This window comes from Alcaligenes sp. PF14, from assembly GCF_037150615.1.
Lineage (GTDB): Bacteria > Pseudomonadota > Gammaproteobacteria > Burkholderiales > Burkholderiaceae_B > Alcaligenes > Alcaligenes phenolicus.
The window spans coordinates 455,560-477,562 of sequence record NZ_JBAGRS010000001.1 but is presented as its reverse complement, the minus strand read 5'-3'; the positions used below and the strand labels follow the sequence as shown (position 1 = coordinate 477,562).

Below are 22,003 nucleotides of genomic sequence, written 5' to 3'. Positions count from 1 at the left end.
CTTAAATTTTGGGGTGATGCACCGGCAGTTGCTCACCCAGATAATCCAGAAAATGTCGGACCGCCGGGGCCATGCCTCGGCGGGAAGCAAACACAGCGTGAATAATCCCCGGCAAGGGCGCCCACTGTGGCAATACTTGCACCAGGCGTCCGGCTTTCAAGGCCTCGCAACACATATAGTCGGGCAAGATACCCACGCCTATGCCCTGCTCCACCCCTTCACGCAACGTCAGCAAATCCGAGGCCATATAGCGCGGCCTGTGCGTTACCGTCAGGCTGGCGCCCTCGGGACCATACAGCTCCCATTCGTTTTGACCTTGTCGGGCCGACATGGCCACCGTGGGCAATTTCACCAAATCAGCCGGGCCGCGCACCGGATCAAAACGCGCCAGCAGTTCAGGCTGAGCAACCAAAATCGCCCCTGTTTCACCCAGGCGCTTGACGATATAGCTCGCACTATCACTTAAGGTGCTGCGCACTCGCAAAGCCACATCAATCCCGTCCGCCACCGGATCAACCACCCGGTTGCTGACTTCCACCTCCAGCTCAACCTGAGGGTAGCGAATCAGAAACTGTGCAAACACGGTCGACAAGACCGTATGGGCCAAGGTGACCGGGCAACTGATACGCAAGAGACCACGCGGTTCTTGCTGCACTTGAGCCACCGCAGAATACGCAGCTTCGGCCTCGTCACGCATGGCCTGGCAATGGCGCAGGAACACCTCTCCAGCAGGGGTCAGAGACAGGCTGCGCGTGGTGCGTTGCAGCAGGCGCACACCGACTTCAGCCTCAAGACGGCTAAGACGTCGCGACACTCGCGATGGCGGCATGCCCAAGTGTCGGGCAGCAGCACTAAAGCCGCCACGCTGTACCACTTCGGTAAACAGCACCATGTCATTTAAGTCATACATACAGGGAAGTTTTCCAGGATTACAGACAAAAGTAGAATAATCTTTCTCAGAAAAACCGGCTTATCAAAGGTATGGGCATCAAACATAATGACACCATTCCTTCATCGCTTTGGACACCAAACATCATGAAACTGCTACACGTAGACTCCAGTATCACCGGCGCCAACTCCGTTTCCCGCGAACTTTCGCAATTTGTGGTTGATCAGCTGCGCCAGCAAAATGAGCAAGTCCAAGTGGAGCATGTAGATCTGGCCCTGAACCCGCCACCTCACTTTTCGGCTGACTCCCTGGGCATGCGCCTGGGTCTGGACCCAGCCACCCTGAGCGAGCGCCAGCGTGCCGAGAACGCCATCACCGAGCAATACCTGAGCCAGTTCCTGGCTTCCGATGTGGTGGTGATTGGCGCCCCCTTCTACAACTTCACCATTCCTAGCCAACTGAAAGCCTGGATGGACCGTCTGGCTCAAGCTGGCCGCACTTTCCGCTACACCAGCAATGGCCCAGAAGGTCTGGCTGGCGACAAAACGGTTTACCTGGTTCTGAGCCGTGGTGGCATCTACTCCGAATCGGAGCAAGGCCAGGCCATGGAACATCAGGAAAGCTACCTGCGTGTGATGTTCGGCTTCATGGGTGTAACGGACCTGCGTATTGTGTACGCCGAAGGTCTGGGCAAAACCCCAGAGCTGCGTGATCAGATTGTAGAGAACGCCAAGGCCAGTGTCAGCGCCTTGCTGGAAAAGAGCCCTGCCTAAGACCGGGAAGGCCTGGTTCGACCAGGCCTTGGCTGTTTAGTTCTGCACAAGCAGCCACCCGCCCCTTCAGCTCTCAAGCCTGAGCAAGCAAAGATAAAGCCGGATCCCAATCCCTGTGTGGACATCGGATCCGGCTTTCTCTTTTGCGTTGCCTGCCAGCAGGCAGCACATTCTGATCGCGCTTAATCTCCACCAGAGAAAAACACAAAGGGCCATCAATTGGCCCTTTGTGTTGATACCGCGATAAGCAGGAACGAAATCGGAGCAGAATCAATTTCTGCCCGCGCGCCCCTTTTTATTCGTCTGTTTCCAGCCAGTGGCCCAAGCGCAGACGCTTGGTGTTCAGGTAAGCCTCGTTGAAGGGATTACCTTCAATTTGATGCGGCACACGCTCCACCACATCAATGCCAATTTCCTGCAGGGTTTTTACCTTGCGCGGATTATTGGTCATCAGACGCAGCTTCTGGATACCGACGTGCTCGAGCATATCCTTGCAAATATCATAGCGACGCATATCCGCAGGAAACCCCAGCTTCTCGTTGGCTTCCACCGTATCCGCCCCCTGATCTTGCAGGTTGTAGGCACGGATCTTGTTCACCAGACCAATACCCCGCCCTTCCTGGCGTAAATACATCAAGGCACCACGGCCTGCCGTAGCAATACGTTCCAGCGCCAATTGCAGTTGAGGGCCGCAATCGCAGCGCAGGCTGAACAAGGCATCGCCCGTCAGACACTCGGAGTGGACACGGGCCAGGACAGGCTCGCCGTCGGCCACATCCCCCAGGGTCAACAAGACGTGTTCTTTTTGATTGCTGCGCTCTACAAATACATGGATTTGGAATACGGCCCAGGGGGTAGGCAAACGGCTGGAGCTGACGTAGTCCAATAAAGCGCCGGGTTTGGCCTGCTGGGCAGCCAGCGGGGAGTCCGATTCTGATGCCAGTGCGGCATCCGGGATGGATTGCATAATGAGTCTCTGCTGCAACGAAGAAATGCGGCTTGGCCCCATCCGGGGCAACCTAGCAATGATAGCCCAATTCAGTCCATTTCTTTAAGCCTGAGGCAAGATGCTTTTCAGGACTAATTTCGCTTGTCCCCCCTATGACACAGACATGAAACATTCACCTTATGTGCCTATCCTTATAGCGAAAAGTTCTGCGATCCGGTATTCTACGCAACAAGAAAATACATAAAATGTTATGAAACTTACAAATACAGATGATCTATGGCGCTTTGTGTTTTTCACTGAGCCTTGATCATCCTCTTACTTGATTGATCATGCCCGCCACTAAGGTCTTTATTCGTTATGTTGTGATTGGGCTCGGCTTGGCCCTGCAACCGTTTGTCGCCCATAGTGCGGCAAGCCAGACCTGGCCCCAGCCTCCTTCTCAATTAAGTCTGGACAGCCCCTACGGCACCTTGCAAGTGAGCCAAAGCGATTATGTCTATGAAGCACAACTGCAACTGGACTCGCAAATCATCGCGCCCGAACTCAAGGGCTTGATCAATATTCCCTACGCCTTCAGACAATCCAACAACCAGACAGCGTTGATTTCGGTGGACAACGGCCTGGGGGGTTGCTCGATTTATTATCACTGGGTCACAGTGTCATCCAAGGGCTATACCGTCTCGCCAGCGTTTGGGTCTTGCAGCGCACAAATTCGAGTACGCCACCAGGGTCAAACCCTGATCATGGAAACCCCCAGCCTGGATAATCCCACCCTGATCGACGAGTACCGTTACGACGGTCGCAAGATCAGTTTGCGCAAGCGCAAACCCCGCGCTCAATAAAAGAAGGAACCCGCGGCGGAAAACGGACTCCAAGACAACACTGACTATAATCAGATGTCTTAGTCTCTCCGGATTTTCCCCATGCAAGCCTCCTCGACTCGCCCTCTACTCATCTGGGATCTACCCACCCGCCTGTTCCACTGGCTGCTCGTGATCAGCATCGTGGGCTGTTTTGTGACGATCAAGGTTGGCGGTTTGTGGATGGACTGGCACGTACGCTTTGGCTTGCTGGCCCTGGGGCTGCTGGCATTTCGCCTGGTCTGGGGCCTGATTGGTGGTTACTACTCCCGCTTTAGCCACTTCCTGCCCAATCCTGTACGCAGCCTGCGCTACTTGCGTGACAAACCCGCGGTTTACCCAGGCCACAACCCCATCGGTGCCTGGTCCGTCTGGATCATGTTGATTGTGTTCGGCTTTCAAGCCGTCTCGGGCCTGTTTGCCAATGACGACATCTTCACGACTGGCCCTTTGGCCTATCTGAGCAGCGACTGGTCCAAAACCCTGACGGGCCTGCACAAAGCCAATGAATGGATCATGCTGGCCATTATTGCCTTGCATATCCTGGCTATTTTCCTGTATCGCGTGTTGCGTGGTCAGAAATTAACCAGCGTCATGGTCAAGGGCAGCATGCCGGTTCCCGCCGATGCCAGCCTGCCTGCCAGCAAAGACAGCTGGAAAACCCGTTTTCTCGCTCTGATCATTGTGGCTCTGATTGCCTGGGGCGTGTACTGGATGACAGGTCTGGCACCCGTAGGCGGTGGCATGGACGACTTTATGTAAGGCCGACTTATCCCCAGAAGCTGTGAATAAACCTGGGGATAATGCGGGGACTGTTTGGGCTGAGCCGCATTTTTACTAGCCGTCTTTTAAACTGGACGGTGACTAGCCGCTTGAGCACTTCCTGCGCAGAAAGCGACGGCCTCAAGATACTTTTTAGCGCCGTCGCCAAAATCCCCACAAAACCAGAACCAGGCCCAGCACGGCGGCTAATAAACCCGCCCAGCTGAAAATAGTCAGGCCCAGCCATGCGGGACCGCGCGTAACCAGCACCGGACCCAAAATCAATACAAAAGCCGCCGTCACAATCGCAATGGCCAGACGGGTGGCTGCCTTTTCCAGCGACGAGGCCAGACGCGGCATGCCCTCGATTTGAATACGCGCCGAGATCTTTCCTTGCCGCACCCTATGCATCAACAGACGCAGCAATTGGGGCGCATCCATGGCCAACTGCCGCGACTCCAGCAAACTGCGTTGCAGGTCCGCATAAACACGACGTGGCGAGTACTGCTTGCGCATCAAGCCCATAATCACGGGCTGCGCGACTTCGACCACATCAAACTGCGGGTCCAGACGCTTCAGCACACCGTCCGCCGTGATAAAAGCCTTGAACAGCAAGGCCAGATCCGGCGGCAGAATTAAATGGTTCTCGCGCGCCAGAGCCATGAAGTCCAGCAAGGCAGCCGAGATGGACAACAGCCCACTGCTTTGTCGGGCTACATAACGCTGGGCACTTTCTTCCAGACGGCTCCAATCAAAGTCCTCTGCCCCGGACCAGTCCAGCAAGGTCGTTGCCACCCCATCTGCCTGTCCATCCACAATCGCCCGTAGCAACACCAGCAATTGCTGGCGGCGACGTTCCGTCAAATGGCCCACCAAGCCGAAATCAATAAAGGCAACCTTATTGCCCGGCAAGGCCATCATATTGCCGGGGTGCGGATCAGCATGAAACAGCCCGTCCTCCAGCACCATATGCAGGAACGCCAAGGCACCTCGGCGGGCCAATAAAGGACGATCCGCCTCAATGGCTTGCAACTGTGCCTCTTGAATGGGCGAGACCCCGGGGACAAACTCCTGCACCATGACCGTCGCGCTGGTCCACTCCATATAGACACGCGGAACCACAATGTCCTTGAAGGGCTGCATGTTCTCGCGCACCGCCAAGGTATTGGCCGCTTCGCGGGTGAAGTCCAGCTCATCGGCAATGGCTTCAGCCAGGGCACGCACGATATCGTAAGGGCGATACTCGGGCAGCAGGCCTTGTTGCTGGACCAGGCGGGCAATCTGTTTCAACAAACGCAAGTCAGCCTGAATCAGTGGCTCCAGACCAGGGCGCTGCACCTTCACCACGACTTCGGTGCCATCCCGCAAACAGGCGCGATACACCTGTGCCATGGAGGCCGAGGCCAGCACCTGGGTGTCAAAGCGCGCAAAGGCTTGCTCAACCGTTTGACCCAAAGCCTGCTCCAGCTCGGGTCTGATCGTTTCCCAAGGCACCGGCGCGGCGTGACCTTGGAGCTTCTCCAGCTCCTGCGTCCACTCCAACGACAGCAAATCATTACGTGTAGCCAGAATCTGACCCAGCTTGATAAAGGTCGGACCCAGCTCTTCCAGCGCACGTCGCAAACGTTCAGGTGCCGAGCGCTCGGGCATTTCGGCCGCCACCGAGGTCTTGTTACCGGGCAGGAGGTCCGACAAGCCCAGGCGATGCATCACATCCCCAATCCCGTATCGAGCTATAACCGCTCCAATGGCACGGACTCGTGCATGGTCGCGCAAGGCCAACAAGGTTCCTCCCAACATACTCGCTCTCCAGTAGGGTACGCTCTGAGAAAAGTAGCATACCGCAGTGTCCCGGTGACTTACTTATCCACTTATCCACATTTTCAGTGGGCAAGCTCGGGGATAGCCTTTGGACAAGTCACATTAAGCCAAGCAATTCAATGACTTGTCATGGTGGGGTAATTAACGCCCCCTACCCGTTTTCCGATGACAAGAATCGAAAATGCCCCTGCTCTATCCACGGAAATCAGAGTACATTGACGTTTTCCAATTCAAGGAGAGCGTGATGCGTCTGGATAAGTCTCGCTCCAGCCGTAATGTCGAGGACCGCCGTGCCAATGGGCCACGATTGAGCGGCGGCAAGATCGGCTTGGGGACAATCGTGCTGGCCCTGGTGGCCATGTACTTTGGGGTGGATCCCAGTGTGGTGCTGAACCTGGCCGACGACCCTACCAGCGCCCCGCAGTCTCAACCCGTTGCAGCCTCGGATGCACAGGGCCAAACCATTGCCAAGATCCTGGGCGAAACCGAGGATGTCTGGCGTGATGTTTTTGCCAAGCAAACCAATGGCAGCTACCGCGATCCCGTGCTGGTGCTGTACCGGGGCGCTACCCCGACCGCCTGCGGGGCGGGTCAATCTGCCATGGGGCCGTTTTACTGTCCTGCCGATCAAAAGCTTTATATAGACTTGGGCTTTTTCACCGAGATGGAGCAAAAGATGGGCGTCAAGGGCGACTTTGCCCCTGCCTATGTGATTGCGCATGAAGTCGGCCACCATGTTCAGAACCAGTTGGGCATGATGCGTCGTGTCGATGAAGCCCGTCGCAGCGGCTCCGCCTCCCAGGCTCGTCAAGCCTCCGTACGCCTGGAGCTTCAGGCTGATTGCTATGCCGGTATTTGGGCAAACCACGCTGACGCGCAACGCCAGATTCTGGAACCAGGCGATATTCGCTCGGCCCTGGATGCCGCTCAAGCCGTAGGCGATGACACCTTGCAAAAGCAATCGCAAGGCTATGTGGTCCCCGATTCCTTTACCCACGGCAGCTCGCAACAACGCATGGCCTGGTTCATGGAAGGCTATAAAACCGGACAGCTGAAAATGTGCGACACCTTCACCCGTCCTGACCCGGTCTCCTGATAAACGTAAAATTATGTAACCGCATCTTGCGCTAGATAATTTCCGTTCTATAATCTTTTTCTTCGCAGGAAACGGGGGTCGTTAGCTCAGTTGGTAGAGCACTGGACTCTTAATCCATTGGTCGACAGTTCGAGTCTGTCACGACCCACCAAATGTCCTGCTGCTTACGGTACACCATGCCGTAACACCGTAAATCAGCCCGCTGCTGCAGCGGGCTTTTTTGCGTCTGAACACTATCCCTGAGAAGCTCAAGGGCCCTGCCAATTTTTGAGTGGCAGGGCTTGGGTGACAATACTACACACGGTCAATAGTCGTGGCACCCCTTCTGTAATTCGGTCATGAAGCGGCCCGCATGAAACCCGTCACACTTGCCATCATCTTTTCCTGAATCTCCATACTGTCCATCCAGGCAAGTGTATAGAAAAACGCGGTAAGCAGTGCCACTCTGCGTTCTTCAACACCCTGCCTTAAACAGAAGCCGAACCACTCACAGAACTTCCTGCCTTTGCCTGAATCTGCGACAGCGTGCGGGAGGGATCCACCAAGACAAAACCCAGCACGGCTCCCAGCAGCAAAAGTACGGCCGTCAAGGCAAAACCCTGGTGAAAACCGGCAAGACCTGGCTCGGCCTGAATCAGTCTTCCCATCACAATCGGTGCAACCAGACCCGCTGTTGTGGACAAGGAATTGGTGATGGCCAATGTAGAACCTCGCTTTTCGATTGGGCTGATTTGCGCTGAGATTGCCGAACAAAGCACAAAACCGACCTGGGGGAAACTCAAGCCCAAGGCGATCAGCACAATCCCCGCTGTTGGACCCGGCTTCAAGTAAGCGGCCGCCAGCAGGCACAAGGCCCCTGCCAACAAGAAACCTACCGTGACCAGACTGCGTGCCACTCGGGACGAATACCCCTGACGCAAGAAGCGGTTGGACAGGTAAGAGCCGCCCGACACAATCGGGATTGCCACGAAAATGCACAAGGAGAACAGCCATCCCGCCGTGTCCGACGAGAAGTTCAGACCGCGTTGCAAATAAGCGGGCAACCAGGTAAAGACCAGCGCAGCACACCAGTACGCTACCCAGTACATCAGCAGGTTGCCGATGAAACTACGATTCAAAAGCACAGCACGGTAAGAGCAACGAGACTGCGGCATGTGCTTGCCTGCAGCGGGCGCCGCAGCTGCACTGATGGGACCGTCCTTGCCCAACAAGGCCCATACCACCAGCCACATCAGCCCTGCTGCCGCTGTCACCCAAAACACCGAGCGCCAGCCATGACTGATGGTCAAATACCCCACCAGGGGACCGGCCAGCAGCATACCAACCTGCCCACCCTGCATCACAATGGCCGTAGGCCAGGTACGCTCCTGATCCGGAAACCACTTGTAGCACGCGTGCAAGGCCAGGGGATAGGCAGGCCCTTCCCCTACTCCCAGCAAAATGCGACAAGCCATCAAGGCAATAATCGTGCTGGCTCCCATAGCGATCGGAACCTGGGCTACAGACCAGATAATGACCAGCCCCACCAGCAGCAAACGCGAGGACACCGTATTGGACACAAAACCCACCACAATGCCCGAGATCGCAAACAGGAAGAAAAAGCTGCCTGCAATGGTGCCAAACTGCTGTGGCCCAATGGCCAGCTCCTCCATCAACGGCACGGCGACCAAACCAAATATCGCCTTATCGGCAAAGTTGATCACCATGAACAAAAACAACAAGAACACCACGACGTAGCGCTGTCCTGGGAAATACTTTTTCTGGTTTTCCATGTCTCCCCCCCAACTTGTCAAAAGTGCAGCGATACGATTAATAAGGACGGTCACCAATAATGGTGGCTCGGGCCATTTTGCGGGGCAAAGGAAAGTAGTCCTGAACGGCGTAATGCTGGGTGGCCCGGTTGTCCCAAAACGCAATGGTGTGAGGCTGCCATTTCAAGCGCACCTGATACTCCGGGTGACGGGCCTGATCCACCAAATACTGCAGCAGGAAATGAGCGCCGCTTTGCAGCTCGGGCATGCCACGGAAAAAGCCGGTTTCGATGTAATTGGCCAGATGGGTAGTCCAGCTGCTGACATACAAAATCCGCTGGCCAGTTTCTGGATGAGTGCGCACCACAGGGTGTGTTTGCGCTGGAAAACGATCTCGCAACGCAGCTCTGTCCTCCTCGGGGATACGGTCTATGAAACCGGGCAATAAATCGTGTACGGCTTCCAGCTCGTGCAAAATATTTTTGATGTGAGGCGGCAAGTTCTCATAGGCCAGTGCCATATTGCACCAGATCGTATCGCCCCCGGCGGGTGGACATTCAATGCAACGCAGAATGGAACCCATGGAAGGTTCGGCCCGCCAGCTGACATCGCTATGGTAGATATTCTCACGCCCCGGCTGCGTGTTATTGCCCCCCAGCAGCACCAGCTCGGGATAGTCCGGATCGTGTGGAAAAACCGGATGCACTTCCAGCTCACCAAAGCAACGGGCAAATGCAACATGCTGTGCCGCATTCAAAGGCTGGTCACGAAACACCAGCAATTGATGCTTCAACAACAAGGCGCGCAGCTCCTGTACCTGCGTATCTTCCAGGGGCTGAGTCAAATCGACACCCGCTACCTCGACACCGATAGCGGGCGACATGATTCTGGTTTCCAAGCGGCTGGCTGCGATTGGGCTGTCTACGACCTGCGTCATGATCCTCTCCTGAATATTGTTTCGTTTCAAACGAAACAATATTAGCGTGAGAAATATCCAGCACAACTCGGTGATTACCCTTGAGACTTCAAATATGTGCGTCGCCGCTGAAATCGCTGCCAAAGCGCTGGACCATACGGTTCTCCAGGCGCGTCATCATTTCTTTAAAGGAGCTGAGCTCTTCCTGGCTAAGCACGGACGTCAGCTCCTGCTCCAGATCCAGAGCGATAGGCACAATGCGATCGTGCACTTGCTGGCCCTGCTCGGTCAGACACAGCAGATTGCTGCGCATATCGTTTTCATTATCGCGACGAGCAATTAACTGAGCGGCTGTCAGGCGAGAAACGGCACGGCTGACCTTGGCCTTGTCCATGCTGGTGCGCTCGGTCAAACTGCCCGAGGTCAGGGTGCCATAGCGTCCCAGGGTCGCAATGATGCGCCACTCTGGAATGGACAAACCAAATTGCTGTGCATGCTGACGCGCAAAGGTCACCGCAATATGCGAGGCCAGTATTGTGACTTGATAAGGGAGAAAATTCTCCAGGTCCAGGGTGGTTTTTTCCAACTCGCTTCCCAAGGCGCTAGTCCGCTTTCTGTAAGGAGTTTGATCATAGCATCGCCAGGCAATGGCTTCGCCGATTGGCTACCCAGCTTCTTTTCGATGCAACAAGAAAAAACAAGAGCGGCCTGCCCTGCAGTCATAGTTGTTTACTTTAGCTGCGCCCTAAATCCGATACGCTGGAAGATCACTTCAGTCAGGAGATGTTCATGCCAATTGCCATTGATCCCACCAAAGCGCCCGACACCACTCCTCCCGGCAAAACGCCCAACCCCGAGCCGGACCCTAAAAAGATTCCTGGCAATGAGCCGCCATCCAAAAAATAGTCAAAGGCCAGAGCTTTTGACGCTGCTATTTGCAGGAATTTGAACACTTGCTCGCCATACGCAGGTCGCATGTCATTACATTGAGATGCGGCCTGAAACGGCTGTCACATTTTCTGCAGTACAGTGAATCGTGGTGATATTTATTACAAACCATCACCCTACGCTAATTGGCAAGCTAGTTTGCAAACGCTATTACATCAACCACAAAATTATTTGAGGAGCATTGTATGGCCCAGCTAGACCGAGGCACCATGTGCATCATGTGCCAAACCCTTCCACTATCGCAACCCAACGCTCAACGACATCCTTACCTCAAACCCATCAGACGAGTCGATGACACTGACGAACAAAGCACCGAAAGTCTGTATCACTGCACTGTTTGTCACACCCATTGGCTATACCAACGCGACAAATGGGACGCCTGCCTGGGATTCAAATTATGGCAAGGAGGTCTGCAGGCATTTAACCGGCGGCATGTACCGCTTACCTTCCCCACTCAGAGTACAGACAGCAAAAAAACCAGAAAGCACAAAGGTCCTGAGCTGCTCTCTTGATCCTTGCTAGTCGCAGAACTAGCTCTATCCATACACGGGCAGCGCTGACACGCGGGCTGCCCTGTGAATCCTCCTGGCGCCCTGCCTGCCATTCAGCCACGGCAATTCCAGCACGAACAGGTCTGTTCTGCCTGCTCTGCAGTCGGTCATTTTTCTGAACCGAATGTTGCAAAGTTAAGACTATTAAAAAAAAATGCGCACTTGTTGCGCCGCAACATATATTATTTTTCCATAGTCGTTGTTCCTGCGGTGGTGAGATGAGCGGAGACAGGCGTCACAGAGCGCTGCTGTTATCTCGCTGCCCACCGACTAGGCAAGACCGGGGTCACGTGCCTAGCTAGCTTACTCGCCTTGCCGGAATTGTGTTGCTCTTCAACCTACAACACAGGTCCGCTTGCCTACCACTTGCGTTCGCGCTGTCGCACACCCTGCTGACAGCCGGAGAGTCGCTCAAACCGGCGTTGCCCGGTTGCACACAAGCCATCCACCAGGATTACCCATCCCGGTCGGCCCCCTCTCAACCGTCTCCTACCCCTCTCGGTGTTCCATTGCATCCGCAAGGCCAGCTTGCCTGTGTTTACTTCAGGAACACCTATGAAATTGATTACCGCCATCGTCAAACCCTTCAAGGTTGACGAGATACGCGAGGCCCTTTCCGATCTGGGCATACAGGGGATGACGCTTACCGAGGTCAAGGGATTTGGTCGTCAGAAAGGCCACACCGAGCTTTACCGCGGTGCGGAGTATGCAGTCGACTTCCTGCCCAAGATCCGCATTGAACTGGCTATTCCCGACGAGCAGTTGCAAAGCGTTCTGGAGGCCATTCAAAGCAGTGCCCGCACCGGACGTATTGGTGACGGCAAGATCTTTGTCCAGCCGCTGGACCATGTCATCCGCATCCGCACCGGCGAATGCGATGAGCAAGCCCTGTAATCGGAGACTCCATCATGAACAACGCTGATCTATCGTGGATGCTGGTCTCCACGCTTCTGGTACTGATGATGGCCGCGCCGGGCCTGGCCCTGTTTTACTCGGGGATGGTGCGTCAAAAAAATGCCTTGTCCATGTTGTCCCAGACCTTGCTGGTGTTCAGTCTGGGGGTGGTGCTGTGGTTTATCTATGGCTACTCACTGGCCTTTACCGCTGGCAATCCCTTGATTGGCAGTTTCGACAAGGTCTTGTTCAACGGCATGTTCACCGCTGCTGACCAACAGTTCTCCATGTCGGGCACCTTGCCTGAACTGCTGTTTGCGTCTTTTCAGGCCACCTTTGCCGGCCTGACTTGCGCTCTGGTTGTCGGTAGTCTGGCAGAACGTACCCGCCTGTCCGCCATCCTGGTCTTTACCGTGATCTGGTTCACTTTGGCCTATCTGCCCATTTGCCATATGGTCTGGTTTGCCGATGAACAGAACGGCGGCTTGCTCAACTCCCGTGGTGCGCTGGACTTTGCCGGTGGCACGGTGGTGCATATCAACGCCGGTATTGCCGGTCTGGTCGGTGCCTGGATGATTGGCCCCAGACTGAACTACCGTCGTGAAGCCATGCCACCTCATAACCTGCCCCTGACCTTTATTGGTGCTGCTCTGCTGTGGGTAGGCTGGTTCGGTTTCAACGCAGGCTCGGCTTTGTCGGCCAATGAAAATGCCACGCTGGCCTTCTTCAACACCATGCTGGCAGCCGCCATCGGCGTTGTGGCCTGGACTTTGGGTGAATGGATCAGCAAAGGTCATCCTTCCTTGCTGGGTGCCTGCTCGGGTGCGATCGCAGGTTTGGTCGGCATTACCCCGGCAGCCGGTTTTGTGGCTCCTTCCGGCGCACTGGCCATTGGCCTGATTACCTCCCTGGCTTGCTTGTGGGGTGTGAATGTTCTGAAGCGCTGGTTACGCGCCGACGATACGCTGGACGTTTTTGGCATTCACGGTTTGGGCGGGATTGTGGGCGCTTTGCTCACAGGTCTGTTCAACGCACCTGTTCTGGGGGGGCCTGGTACTGCAGCTGGCAACAGTATATGGATGCAGTTGTGGATTCAGCTCGAAGGCGTGCTGGTTACGCTGGTCTGGTCCGGTGTGGCTGCCTGGATTGCCTTCACCGTTGCCAAGCTAGTCTGCGGCGGTTTACGTGTCGATGCTGACCACGAGCGCGAAGGTCTGGATATCCGTACCCACGGTGAAACGGGTTATCAACATTGAGATCCCATCATGATTCTTGCCAATCCTGCCTGCAGGCAAACTGCTCCCTTTAAACACAGGCACAGGCCTAAAAGAAAAAGCCCTCTTTCGAGGGCTTTTTTTATAAGCAAACCAGTTGCTTATTTTTCTTTGCGGTAAGCGTCGTGACAAGTCTTACAGGACTTGCCCACATTACCGAAAGCCACGCGGAAAGCATCAAAGTCGCCCGAATCGGAAGCCACTTTCAGCTTATCGATTGCAGCGGTGAAATCATCGGTAGCTTGCTTGAAACCCTGAGCATCGCTCCAGGCCTCAGCTTTGGTCTCGCCGCCTTCGGTACCAGCGCCAAATGCGCCCCAAGGCAAAGCCGCCAAAACCGTCAGCACTTCTACGTTTTTAGCGATTGCAGCCGCATCATACGGTGCTTCTTTTTTGGCCACGGGAGCCATACGACCAAAGTGCGAGCCAATCAGTGACATGCTGGCTTGACGGTAGTCCACGGCCTGTTCTGGCTTGGCAAACTGGGCGGTAGCAGGCGTGACAAACGCAGCACACAAGGCGGCAGCGGCAGTCAGAAACGCGAATTTTTTCATGTGAACTCCTGTGTGATGAAACATAAAACACTTCATAAAGCACTGGCTCAAGATACCCGGCCGGCTGTGCCCTTGTGCAAGAACACAGCCGTTTGGATTTAGATCGCCTGGGCCAACTTTACTGCCACACCCAGATAGCTGCGTGGAGTTAGCTCAAGCAAATAGGTTTTAGCGTCTGCGGGCAGTTCCAGACCGCCAATAAACTCGCGCAACGCTTCCTGAGTAATACCACGACCACGTGTCAGGGCTTTGAGTTGCTCGTAAGGCTGGGGCAAACCGTAGCGGCGCATCACCGTTTGAACCGGCTCGGCCAGGATTTCCCAGCATGCGTCGATGTCCGCATCGACAGCTGCGGCGTTCAGTTCCAGTTTGCCCAGACCACGCAGGCAGGCGTCGTAAGCCACCACGCTGTAACCCAGAGCCACGCCCAGGTTACGCAGCACGGTCGAGTCGGTCAGGTCACGCTGCCAACGGGAAATAGGCAGCTTTTCGGACAGATGGCGCAGCATGGCGTTGGCCAGGCCCAGGTTGCCTTCCGAGTTTTCAAAGTCAATCGGGTTGACCTTGTGTGGCATGGTGGACGAACCGATCTCGCCTTCTTTGAGGCGCTGCTTGAAGTAACCCAGGGAGATGTAGCCCCAGACGTCACGGTTGAAGTCCAGCAAGATGGTGTTGGCGCGAGCGATGGCGTCAAACAGAGCGGCCATCCAGTCGTGGGGTTCGATCTGAATGGTGTAGACGTTTTGCGTCAGACCCAGACCAGCCAGCACTTTCTGGCTGAAGGCTGGCCAATCAATTTCGGGGTAAGCCGAGAAGTGCGCGTTGTAGTTGCCGGTGGCACCATTCATTTTGGCCAGGGGCTGGACCGCAGCAATGGCCGCAATGGCGTTTTGCAGGCGAGCGGCCACGTTGGCAAATTCCTTGCCCATGGTGCTGGGGCTGGCAGGCTGACCGTGGGTGCGCGACAGCAAAGGCTGCTCGGCGTGCAAGCGGGCCTGAGCCTTGATGGCATCGCACACTTCTTGCAGTTGCGGCAAGATTACTTGTTCACGAGCACGCGTCAGCATCAGCGCATGCGAGGTGTTGTTGATGTCTTCAGAGGTGCAGGAAAAATGGATGAACTCAGCCGCAGCGGACAGCTCAGCGTGGTCGGCCACTTTTTCTTTCAACCAGTATTCCACGGCTTTCACGTCGTGGTTGGTGGTGCGCTCGATGGCTTTGATGCGGGCGGCATCGTCTTCCGAGAAGTTCTGCACCAGGCTCTTGAGTACCTCGCGAGCTTCGGCGGAGAAAGTAGGCAGTTCGGGCAGACCCGCGTCGGACAGGCCGATCAACCAGGCCACTTCGACCTCTACGCGATGCCACATAAATGCGGCTTCGGACAACAGGCCACGCAAGGGGGCGGTACGGCTGCCATAACGCCCGTCCAATGGCGACAAGGCATTCAGAGTGCTCAGGGTATCGGCTATGTGCATCGTTCTACAGAAAAGAAGGGGGAATAAAGTCAGCCCGCATTCTAACATTGCAGGCTGGCACCCGTATGCCACGCGTTCAGCATGGGGTCAGAATGCGACGGCTGTTCGAGGCTTTGACGAATAAACCACAGTTTTCCAACATTGTTTCCAGCGACAGGTTCAGGCCCGGCCTGCGGGACGTTCGCCCATAGGTTCCTGCTATACTTTTTGAGCCTGCAACTTTTGATAGCTTTTTATGAAACTTCTAGCTTCCCTCACCAGCCCATACGCGCGCAAAGTGCGTGTTGTCATGGCGGAAAAAAAGCTCGACTACGAGCTGATTCTGGAGGATGTGTGGGCCGATGACAGCGATATTCTGAAGCACAATCCACTGGGCAAAGTCCCCTGTCTGATTATGGATGATCAGGCAAATCTGTTTGACTCCCGCGTGATCGTCGAGTATCTGGATACCCTCTCGCCCGTCGGCCGCCTGATTCCCCAAGCCGGACGTGATCGCGCTGCAGTCAAATGCTGGGAAGCCATTGCCGATGGCTTGCTTGATGCCTGCGTTGCCATCGTGGTGGAAAAACGCCGTCCCCAAGAGCTGCGTCTACCCGCCTGGATTGACCGCCAAAACAGCAAGATTACCGCCGCCCTGCAATCCATGAACAACACCTTGGGTGACCAGTCCTTTTGCATGGGCACCAGCTTTAGCCTGGCCGACATTGCCGTAGGCTGCGCACTGGGTTATCTGGATCTGCGCTTTCCTGAACTGGACTGGCGCTCGCAGTACGGCAATCTGCAACGCCTGGATGAAAAACTCCAAGCGCGCCCCTCGTTTGCCAGCACCTTACCGCCTACGCAGTGAGCGTTGCGCCAGCAAGCCAGGGCCCATTCTTTTGAATGGGTTTTTTTATGCCTGCTGGTTCAGGCCTCGCCCAGCAATCGGTACATCCAGAAGGCCTCATCAGACTTCATGCGCTGGGCGAACTGAGCCGGTGAAAAGCCCGAAACCCGTTTGACCTCTCTGCCAAAATGAGACTGGTCGCTATACCCGGCTTGCAACGCCACATCAGACCAGACCGGATTTTCCTGCTGCTGCACCAAGGCAAAAGCCCGCTCGGCACGCACATACAGCTGCAGCTCACGCTGGCTCTGCCCGGCCCAACGCTTGAATTGCCTTTGCATCTGACGCAAGCCCGTTCCCGTGCGTGTTGCTGCCATCCTCATCCCCAATGCCGTCAACCAATGATGCAAGGTGGCAGCACCTTCTGTCGCCAGACAGCCATGAGCACAACGATGAATTGCCGCCTCCAGTTGTTCGAATAAAGGGGCTTCTTCTGTGCCAGCTTGTCCAAGTGTCTGACAGCTGGCAGCGGGCAAGACCTGATCCATGGGCAGTACCTGATCCAGAAAGTCGCTGGCCTCGATACCAAACACACGTTTCAAGGCATCCGGGTACAGTCCAATCGAAATCGCATGGACAGGCCCCGGAGACCAGCTAATGGAAGGTGTGCGCGAAGGCCCGGCAAACAGCATGCCGGACAGGGGCTCTGACAGTACCGGACTCCCTCCACCCACTGGCGTCTGCACCATGTGCAGCTGGCCATGAAAAACCCAGGACAACACCACCAGGGGCGAAGCCGGATAACAGTTCAGACGTTGCTGCGGCAGCAGATCCAGAGCACGGGTATCACGCTCCACGCCCAGATGGATAATGGACGCCGTTTTTCGGCTGGGGTGATGCAAACGGGCACAAGGCAAAGCAGACATGGGAGGTCGTTTCCGTTCTATCCGGCCCAGGCAAGCCGGGCCACACTGAAAGTCCTTTTATCCTACTTCAGCACCGCCCTTTTATGCCCAAAACTATCTTGCAAGGTTCCTGGTCTCATCGTTGCCGAAGCGCCCTCACCCTCTGGTCCACCACCATAGACGTACTGGCTCGACGTATCATCGCCAAGCCGCTAGTGCGCGGCTGGTCTGTGCCTTTTGAAATCGCCACCCTGTTCTATCGCAAGCAGTTCAACCACGCCTTCCGCTTGCCAACCATAGCTGAAGGCCGCGCCTATTTCGACAGCTTGTACACGATTGCCGAACCGGACTTGCCCGTCCAGATGCAGGCCAGCACGTCCCCAGAACCGCGGGGAGACTGGTTCATTCCAGATCGTCCGAACAGCAGCAAAACCATCTTGTACTTTCATGGCGGCGGCTATGCTTTCTACCCAATCGTGTCACGCCACTTCATTCGTCTGCTGGCCTACAAGCTGCAAATAGCCATCTTCGCCGTGGACTACCGCCTGACCCCGGAGCACCCTCACCCAGCCCAACAGGAAGATGCGCTAGACGCCTACCGCTATCTGCTTGGACGTGGAATCCCCGCCCAGGATATTGTCCTGGCAGGCGACTCGGCAGGCGGACACCTGGTGCTGATGAGCTTGGTCAGCCTGCGTCAAGCGGGACTGCCCCAACCTTCTCTGGCCTTGGCACTAAGCCCCTGGACGGATATAGGACGACGCGGCGCCAGCCAGTTTGGTCATGATCGCTACGATATGGTGCAGGGCTATCAAACGCTGCAATACGGTCAATGGCTAAAGGGCAACGGCCCCTGGAGTGATGATCGGCTCTCGCCCATTGCACAGGATCTGCGCCATCTGGCCCCCATCTACATTCAGGCAGGGGGCAAGGAAATTTTGGTCGACATGATCCGGGATTTTGCCCGAGAGGCGCACAAGCAGGGGGCCAATATACGGCTGGATGTCTGGCCGGATATGACGCACGAATTTCATGCTTACGGCAGCACACTGCCGCAAAGCGAGCAGGCAATGACTGCGCTACGGACAGCAATTCACTGGACAGCTGGGGGAGTTTTTGAGCCGGCAGAAGAAACCGAGCTGAATGGGCTGGACTGTGCGTATGGCAAAGTCCAGCCAGAAAACATCAAGCCTGTGTGATGGCCTGCGTAATCATGTAGATCGCCAGCACGGTCAACATGCCAGCAAAGATGCGCTTGAGCGTCACCTGATCGATCTTGTGGGCCAGACTGGCGCCCAGGGGGGCGGTACAAATACTGGTGGCCGAAACAATCAACAAGGCCGGCCAGTAGATAAAACCAATCATGCCGGGGTGGCTGCCAAAGGTGGCCTGCCCGGACCAGATATAACCCACGCTATTGGCCAGAGCAATGAAAAAGCCCAAGGCGGCCGAGGTAGCGACGGCCTGCCGCACAGGCACATTGCCGCGCAGCATGAAGGGGACAGACAAGAAGGCCCCACCCGCTCCCAGCAGACCGGACACGAAACCGATCAAGGCTCCCATGGCAGCAATCCAGAATGGGGCAGGCAAAGAGCGGCCTTGCACCGGGGCCGACTTGCGTGCCATTTTGGAGGCCGAATACAGGACGAACACACCGAACACAATCGCCAGCGCCGTGCTGTTGATCATGGCAAAAATCGCGCCGCCCGACAGCAGCCCACCCAGGATCAGGCCGGGCACCATGACCTTGACCACATCCCAGCGAATGGCACCATGTTTATGGTGCGCCCTCACGCTGGACAAGGAGGTGAACAGAATCGTGGCCATGGCCGTGGCAATGGAAGCATGCACGGCCAGCTCTTGCGGCACACCAAACAGCGGTAGCAGAAAGGTCAGGAACGGCACCAGAATCATGCCTCCGCCAATCCCCAGCAGCCCGGCGGCCAAACCAATACCGGCACCCAGCACCAGCAAACTGATGACAAGAATGGGATCCATGCCCGCCTCTTATTGAATAATGCCGCCGCCCAGGCAGCGGTCACCGTCGTACAGGACCACGGATTGGCCCGGCGTTACGGCCCATTGGGGCTGATCAAAATGAAGAGACAGGCTGTCGCCTTCGGCAGCCAGGATCGTGCAGGCCGCATCGGCCTGGCGATAACGGGTCTTGGCATGAATCGGGCCCAGCGCTGGCGGATGGCCCGCTACCCAACTGGTCTGCTCGGCCTTCAATTCAGACTGCAACAGCCAGGGGTGATCGTGCCCTTGCACCACATACAGCGTGTTCGTGGCCAGATCCTTGCGGGCGGCATACCAGGCGTCGGCGGTACCGTCTTCGCGCTGCTTGCCCTTGACACCACCAATGCCCAAACCCTTGCGCTGACCATAGGTGTGGAAAGCCAGACCCACGTGCTGACCCAATACCTGCCCTTCCGGTGTTTTGATAGGACCGGGTTGAGTGGGCAGATAGCGATTCAGGAACTCGCGGAAAGGACGCTCGCCAATAAAGCAAATGCCGGTCGAGTCTTTTTTAGCCGCATTGGGCAGCTTCAGTTCCTCGGCAATACGGCGCACTTCCTGCTTATTGATCTCGCCCAAGGGGAACAAGGTGCGCGACAGTTGCGCCTGGTTCAGGCGATGCAAAAAATAGCTTTGGTCTTTGGACGCATCCAGACCTTTCAGCAACTGGTAGTCGGTGCCGCCCCCGGCCATGGGCACGCCACGCACACGGGCGTAATGGCCGGTGGCAATCCAGTCGGCACCCAAGGTCATGGCGTGATCCAGAAAGGCCTTGAACTTGATTTCCGCATTGCACAGAACATCGGGATTCGGGGTGCGACCTGCCGAATATTCCCGCAAGAACTCCGCAAACACGCGGTCCTTATATTCCGCAGCGAAGTTGACCGCCTCGATCTCGACCCCGACCAGATCGGCCACGCTGGCCGCGTCCAGCCAATCCTGGCGCGAAGAGCAAAATTCGGAGTCATCGTCGTCTTCCCAGTTCTTCATGAACAGGCCCACGACTTCATAGCCTTGCTCTTTAAGCAGCCAGGCCGAGACAGAGGAGTCCACGCCGCCGGACATTCCGATAACGACGCGACCTTTTTTGGTGGAAATAGTCATTGCAGTGATGATGAGAGGTGCCGCATTGGCTGGGCTTTGCGCCCAGTGCGCACCTGACTAACTAAAAAAGGCATTGTACGCCTGCCCTGACACATGTACAGGCAGACACCGTCCGTACCTGGGGTTTCTGGAAAACTGTGCTGCCCAAGACACAAAAGCCCAGACGACATGGTCTGGGCTTTCAAGGCGACTACCGCAGAATCAGTCCAGAGGACGCGGGGGCAACATCTTGCCGGGATTCATGATGTTGTGAGGATCCAGCGCCTGCTTGATGCTGCTCATCACATCCAGTGCATCCTGACCGTGCTCGGCCAGCATGAACTCCATCTTGTGCAAGCCCACACCGTGTTCGCCAGTGCAGGTGCCCTGCATGGCAATGGCACGCTCTACCAGACGATGGTTCAAGCGCTCGGACTCGTCCCACTCTTCCTGACTATCGGCGTCCAGCAGCATCAGGACGTGGAAGTTGCCATCGCCCACGTGACCCACAATGGTATAGGGGAACGGAGCCTGATCCATATCGGCCGCGGTTTGCGCCACACACTCTGCCAAAGCGGAGATAGGCACACAAACGTCCGTGGTGCTGGAGCGGCAGCCAGGACGCAGTTGCAAACCGGCAAAGTAAGCATTGTGTCGAGCCGTCCACAAGCGGGAACGATCCTCGGCCTTGTCGGCCCACTCAAAGTCCATGCCGCCGTTATCACGGGTAATTTCCTGGACAACCTGAGCTTGTTCCTGCACACCGCTGGGGCTGCCGTGGAACTCAAACAGCAGCAAGGGCGATTCTTTCAGTGTCAGCTTGCTGTAGGCATTGGTGGCCCGTACTGCGGCCGTATCCATGAACTCGACACGCGCAATCGGGATACCCATTTGAATGACCTCGATCACGCTTTGCACGGCAGAGCGCAGATCGGGGAAATTACAGATAGCCGCCGAAATGGCTTCGGGCTGCGGGTACAGACGCACCGTCACTTCGGTAATAATGCCCAGCGTGCCTTCGCTACCGATGAACAAGCGGGTCAGGTCGTAACCGGCGGAGGATTTCTTGGCACGGTTAGCCGTATCAATAATGCGGCCATCTGCCGTCACAACCTTCAAAGTCAGGACGTTTTCGCGCATGGTGCCGTAACGCACGGCATTGGTACCCGACGCACGCGTTGCGGCCATCCCGCCCAGGCTGGCATCCGCACCGGGGTCGATGGGAAAAAACAAGCCCGTATCACGGATATGCTCGTTCAAGGCCATGCGTGTCACGCCAGCTTGCACGGTGGCGGTGAAGTCCTCGGCGTTGATTGCGACGATCTCGTCCATACCGGACAAATCCAGGCTGACACCGCCTTGAATCGCCAGGAAATGCCCTTCCAGCGAGGAGCCAGCCCCGTAAGGAATCAGGGGCACATGGTGCTCATGACAATGACGTGCCACCCAGGCCACTTCTTCTGTGCTGCGAGCAAAAACAACCACATCAGGCAGCATGGGTGGATACGGCGATTCATCCCGTCCATGGTGTTCACGCACGGCGTGCGAAAGCGAGCAACGCTCTTGGAACTGAGCCTGCAAGGCTTCTACAAAACCTTCAGGTAAAGGGCGCCGCGCTAGGTCGGCATGACCGGGAGCATTCATGAGCATTCCAAAA

The 22,003-nt window shown here is 56.2% G+C and carries 20 protein-coding genes and 1 tRNA gene; 9 read left to right on the top strand and 12 right to left on the bottom strand.

The window, feature by feature from the left end; genetic code table 11:
• Nucleotide 1 precedes the first annotated feature (1 nt).
• Entirely contained in the window at nt 2-910 is a 909-nt protein-coding gene (locus WFM49_RS02185; RefSeq protein WP_009456252.1) for a LysR substrate-binding domain-containing protein, read from the bottom strand.
• Between the two features lie 125 nt (nt 911-1,035).
• Between WFM49_RS02185 and WFM49_RS02180 the strand changes: the two genes are divergently transcribed.
• Nucleotides 1,036-1,662 carry an FMN-dependent NADH-azoreductase gene (locus tag WFM49_RS02180; RefSeq protein ID WP_026483011.1) on the top strand — a complete coding sequence of 209 codons (627 nt, stop codon included), beginning with the start codon at nt 1,036-1,038 and terminating at the stop codon, nt 1,660-1,662.
• Between the two features lie 295 nt (nt 1,663-1,957).
• On the opposite strand, the gene ribA is transcribed toward WFM49_RS02180, so the two are convergent.
• Nucleotides 1,958-2,629 (bottom strand): GTP cyclohydrolase II, encoded by a 672-nt coding sequence (ribA, locus tag WFM49_RS02175; protein ID WP_009456248.1) that lies wholly within the window; start codon nt 2,627-2,629, stop codon nt 1,958-1,960.
• 311 nt (nt 2,630-2,940) lie between these two features.
• Between ribA and WFM49_RS02170 the strand changes: the two genes are divergently transcribed.
• Both WFM49_RS02170 and WFM49_RS02165 read left to right on the top strand, forming a co-directional pair.
• Nucleotides 2,941-3,453: a hypothetical protein gene (locus WFM49_RS02170; protein WP_039941590.1), complete on the top strand. Its 513-nt coding sequence runs from the start codon at nt 2,941-2,943 to the stop codon at nt 3,451-3,453.
• Nucleotides 3,454-3,534: 81 nt separating this feature from the next.
• Nucleotides 3,535-4,233: a cytochrome b/b6 domain-containing protein gene (locus tag WFM49_RS02165; protein ID WP_009456245.1), complete on the top strand. Its 699-nt coding sequence runs from the start codon at nt 3,535-3,537 to the stop codon at nt 4,231-4,233.
• Nucleotides 4,234-4,386: 153 nt separating this feature from the next.
• Here the strand turns inward: WFM49_RS02165 and WFM49_RS02160 are convergent, their stop codons facing one another.
• Complete coding sequence (locus tag WFM49_RS02160) at nt 4,387-6,033, bottom strand: ABC1 kinase family protein (protein WP_250755887.1); 1,647 nt, start codon at nt 6,031-6,033, stop codon at nt 4,387-4,389.
• 265 nt (nt 6,034-6,298) lie between these two features.
• Here WFM49_RS02160 and ypfJ point away from each other — a divergent pair, with 265 nt between their 5' ends.
• Together ypfJ and WFM49_RS02150 are read left to right on the top strand one after the other, a co-directional pair.
• Entirely contained in the window at nt 6,299-7,150 is an 852-nt protein-coding gene (gene ypfJ / locus WFM49_RS02155) for a KPN_02809 family neutral zinc metallopeptidase (RefSeq protein WP_009456235.1), read from the top strand.
• A 75-nt stretch (nt 7,151-7,225) separates the two neighbouring features.
• Nucleotides 7,226-7,301 (top strand) — tRNA-Lys (locus WFM49_RS02150).
• Between the two features lie 316 nt (nt 7,302-7,617).
• Here the strand turns inward: WFM49_RS02150 and WFM49_RS02145 are convergent.
• The 3 genes from WFM49_RS02145 to WFM49_RS02135 all read right to left on the bottom strand — a co-directional run bounded on the left by WFM49_RS02145 (nt 7,618) and on the right by WFM49_RS02135 (nt 10,403).
• The gene (locus WFM49_RS02145) at nt 7,618-8,922 is read right to left on the bottom strand and encodes an MFS transporter (RefSeq protein WP_009456233.1); all 1,305 of its coding nucleotides are present in this window, start codon (nt 8,920-8,922) and stop codon (nt 7,618-7,620) included.
• Nucleotides 8,923-8,959: 37 nt separating this feature from the next.
• Nucleotides 8,960-9,838: a TauD/TfdA dioxygenase family protein gene (locus tag WFM49_RS02140; RefSeq protein WP_336971419.1), complete on the bottom strand. Its 879-nt coding sequence runs from the start codon at nt 9,836-9,838 to the stop codon at nt 8,960-8,962.
• 88 nt (nt 9,839-9,926) lie between these two features.
• The gene (locus WFM49_RS02135) at nt 9,927-10,403 is read right to left on the bottom strand and encodes a MarR family winged helix-turn-helix transcriptional regulator (protein WP_052362886.1); all 477 of its coding nucleotides are present in this window, start codon (nt 10,401-10,403) and stop codon (nt 9,927-9,929) included.
• 1,468 nt (nt 10,404-11,871) lie between these two features.
• Between WFM49_RS02135 and glnK the strand changes: the two genes are divergently transcribed.
• Together glnK and WFM49_RS02125 are read left to right on the top strand one after the other, a co-directional pair.
• On the top strand, nt 11,872-12,210 hold the full coding sequence (gene glnK, locus WFM49_RS02130; protein WP_009456229.1) for a P-II family nitrogen regulator: 339 nt from the start codon (nt 11,872-11,874) through the stop codon (nt 12,208-12,210).
• A gap of 14 nt (nt 12,211-12,224) precedes the next feature.
• On the top strand, nt 12,225-13,466 hold the full coding sequence (locus tag WFM49_RS02125; protein ID WP_035272617.1) for an ammonium transporter: 1,242 nt from the start codon (nt 12,225-12,227) through the stop codon (nt 13,464-13,466).
• Nucleotides 13,467-13,585: 119 nt separating this feature from the next.
• Here WFM49_RS02125 and WFM49_RS02120 read toward each other — a convergent pair whose 3' ends face one another.
• Together WFM49_RS02120 and purB are read right to left on the bottom strand one after the other, a co-directional pair.
• A complete protein-coding gene (locus WFM49_RS02120) occupies nt 13,586-14,038 on the bottom strand; it encodes a c-type cytochrome (protein ID WP_009456228.1) in 453 nt (150 codons plus the stop codon).
• A gap of 98 nt (nt 14,039-14,136) precedes the next feature.
• Nucleotides 14,137-15,513, bottom strand: coding sequence for an adenylosuccinate lyase (gene purB, locus WFM49_RS02115; protein WP_009456227.1), 1,377 nt, complete (start codon nt 15,511-15,513; stop codon nt 14,137-14,139).
• 235 nt (nt 15,514-15,748) lie between these two features.
• Between purB and WFM49_RS02110 the strand changes: the two genes are divergently transcribed.
• Nucleotides 15,749-16,360: a glutathione S-transferase family protein gene (locus WFM49_RS02110; RefSeq protein ID WP_009456225.1), complete on the top strand. Its 612-nt coding sequence runs from the start codon at nt 15,749-15,751 to the stop codon at nt 16,358-16,360.
• A gap of 59 nt (nt 16,361-16,419) precedes the next feature.
• Here WFM49_RS02110 and WFM49_RS02105 read toward each other — a convergent pair whose 3' ends face one another.
• Nucleotides 16,420-17,265 carry a helix-turn-helix domain-containing protein gene (locus WFM49_RS02105; RefSeq protein ID WP_336971414.1) on the bottom strand — a complete coding sequence of 282 codons (846 nt, stop codon included), beginning with the start codon at nt 17,263-17,265 and terminating at the stop codon, nt 16,420-16,422.
• Between the two features lie 83 nt (nt 17,266-17,348).
• On the opposite strand from WFM49_RS02105, the gene WFM49_RS02100 reads away from it, so the two are divergent.
• A complete protein-coding gene (locus tag WFM49_RS02100) occupies nt 17,349-18,443 on the top strand; it encodes an alpha/beta hydrolase (RefSeq protein ID WP_009456218.1) in 1,095 nt (364 codons plus the stop codon).
• Here the strand turns inward: WFM49_RS02100 and WFM49_RS02095 are convergent.
• The 3 genes from WFM49_RS02095 to WFM49_RS02085 all read right to left on the bottom strand — a co-directional run bounded on the left by WFM49_RS02095 (nt 18,430) and on the right by WFM49_RS02085 (nt 21,990).
• On the bottom strand, nt 18,430-19,242 hold the full coding sequence (locus WFM49_RS02095) for a sulfite exporter TauE/SafE family protein (RefSeq protein WP_009456212.1): 813 nt from the start codon (nt 19,240-19,242) through the stop codon (nt 18,430-18,432). The genes WFM49_RS02100 and WFM49_RS02095 overlap by 14 nt on opposite strands.
• 9 nt (nt 19,243-19,251) lie before the next feature.
• Complete coding sequence (gene mnmA / locus WFM49_RS02090) at nt 19,252-20,367, bottom strand: tRNA 2-thiouridine(34) synthase MnmA (protein WP_009456210.1); 1,116 nt, start codon at nt 20,365-20,367, stop codon at nt 19,252-19,254.
• A gap of 201 nt (nt 20,368-20,568) precedes the next feature.
• On the bottom strand, nt 20,569-21,990 hold the full coding sequence (locus WFM49_RS02085; protein WP_022983265.1) for an FAD-binding oxidoreductase: 1,422 nt from the start codon (nt 21,988-21,990) through the stop codon (nt 20,569-20,571).
• Nucleotides 21,991-22,003 lie beyond the last annotated feature (13 nt).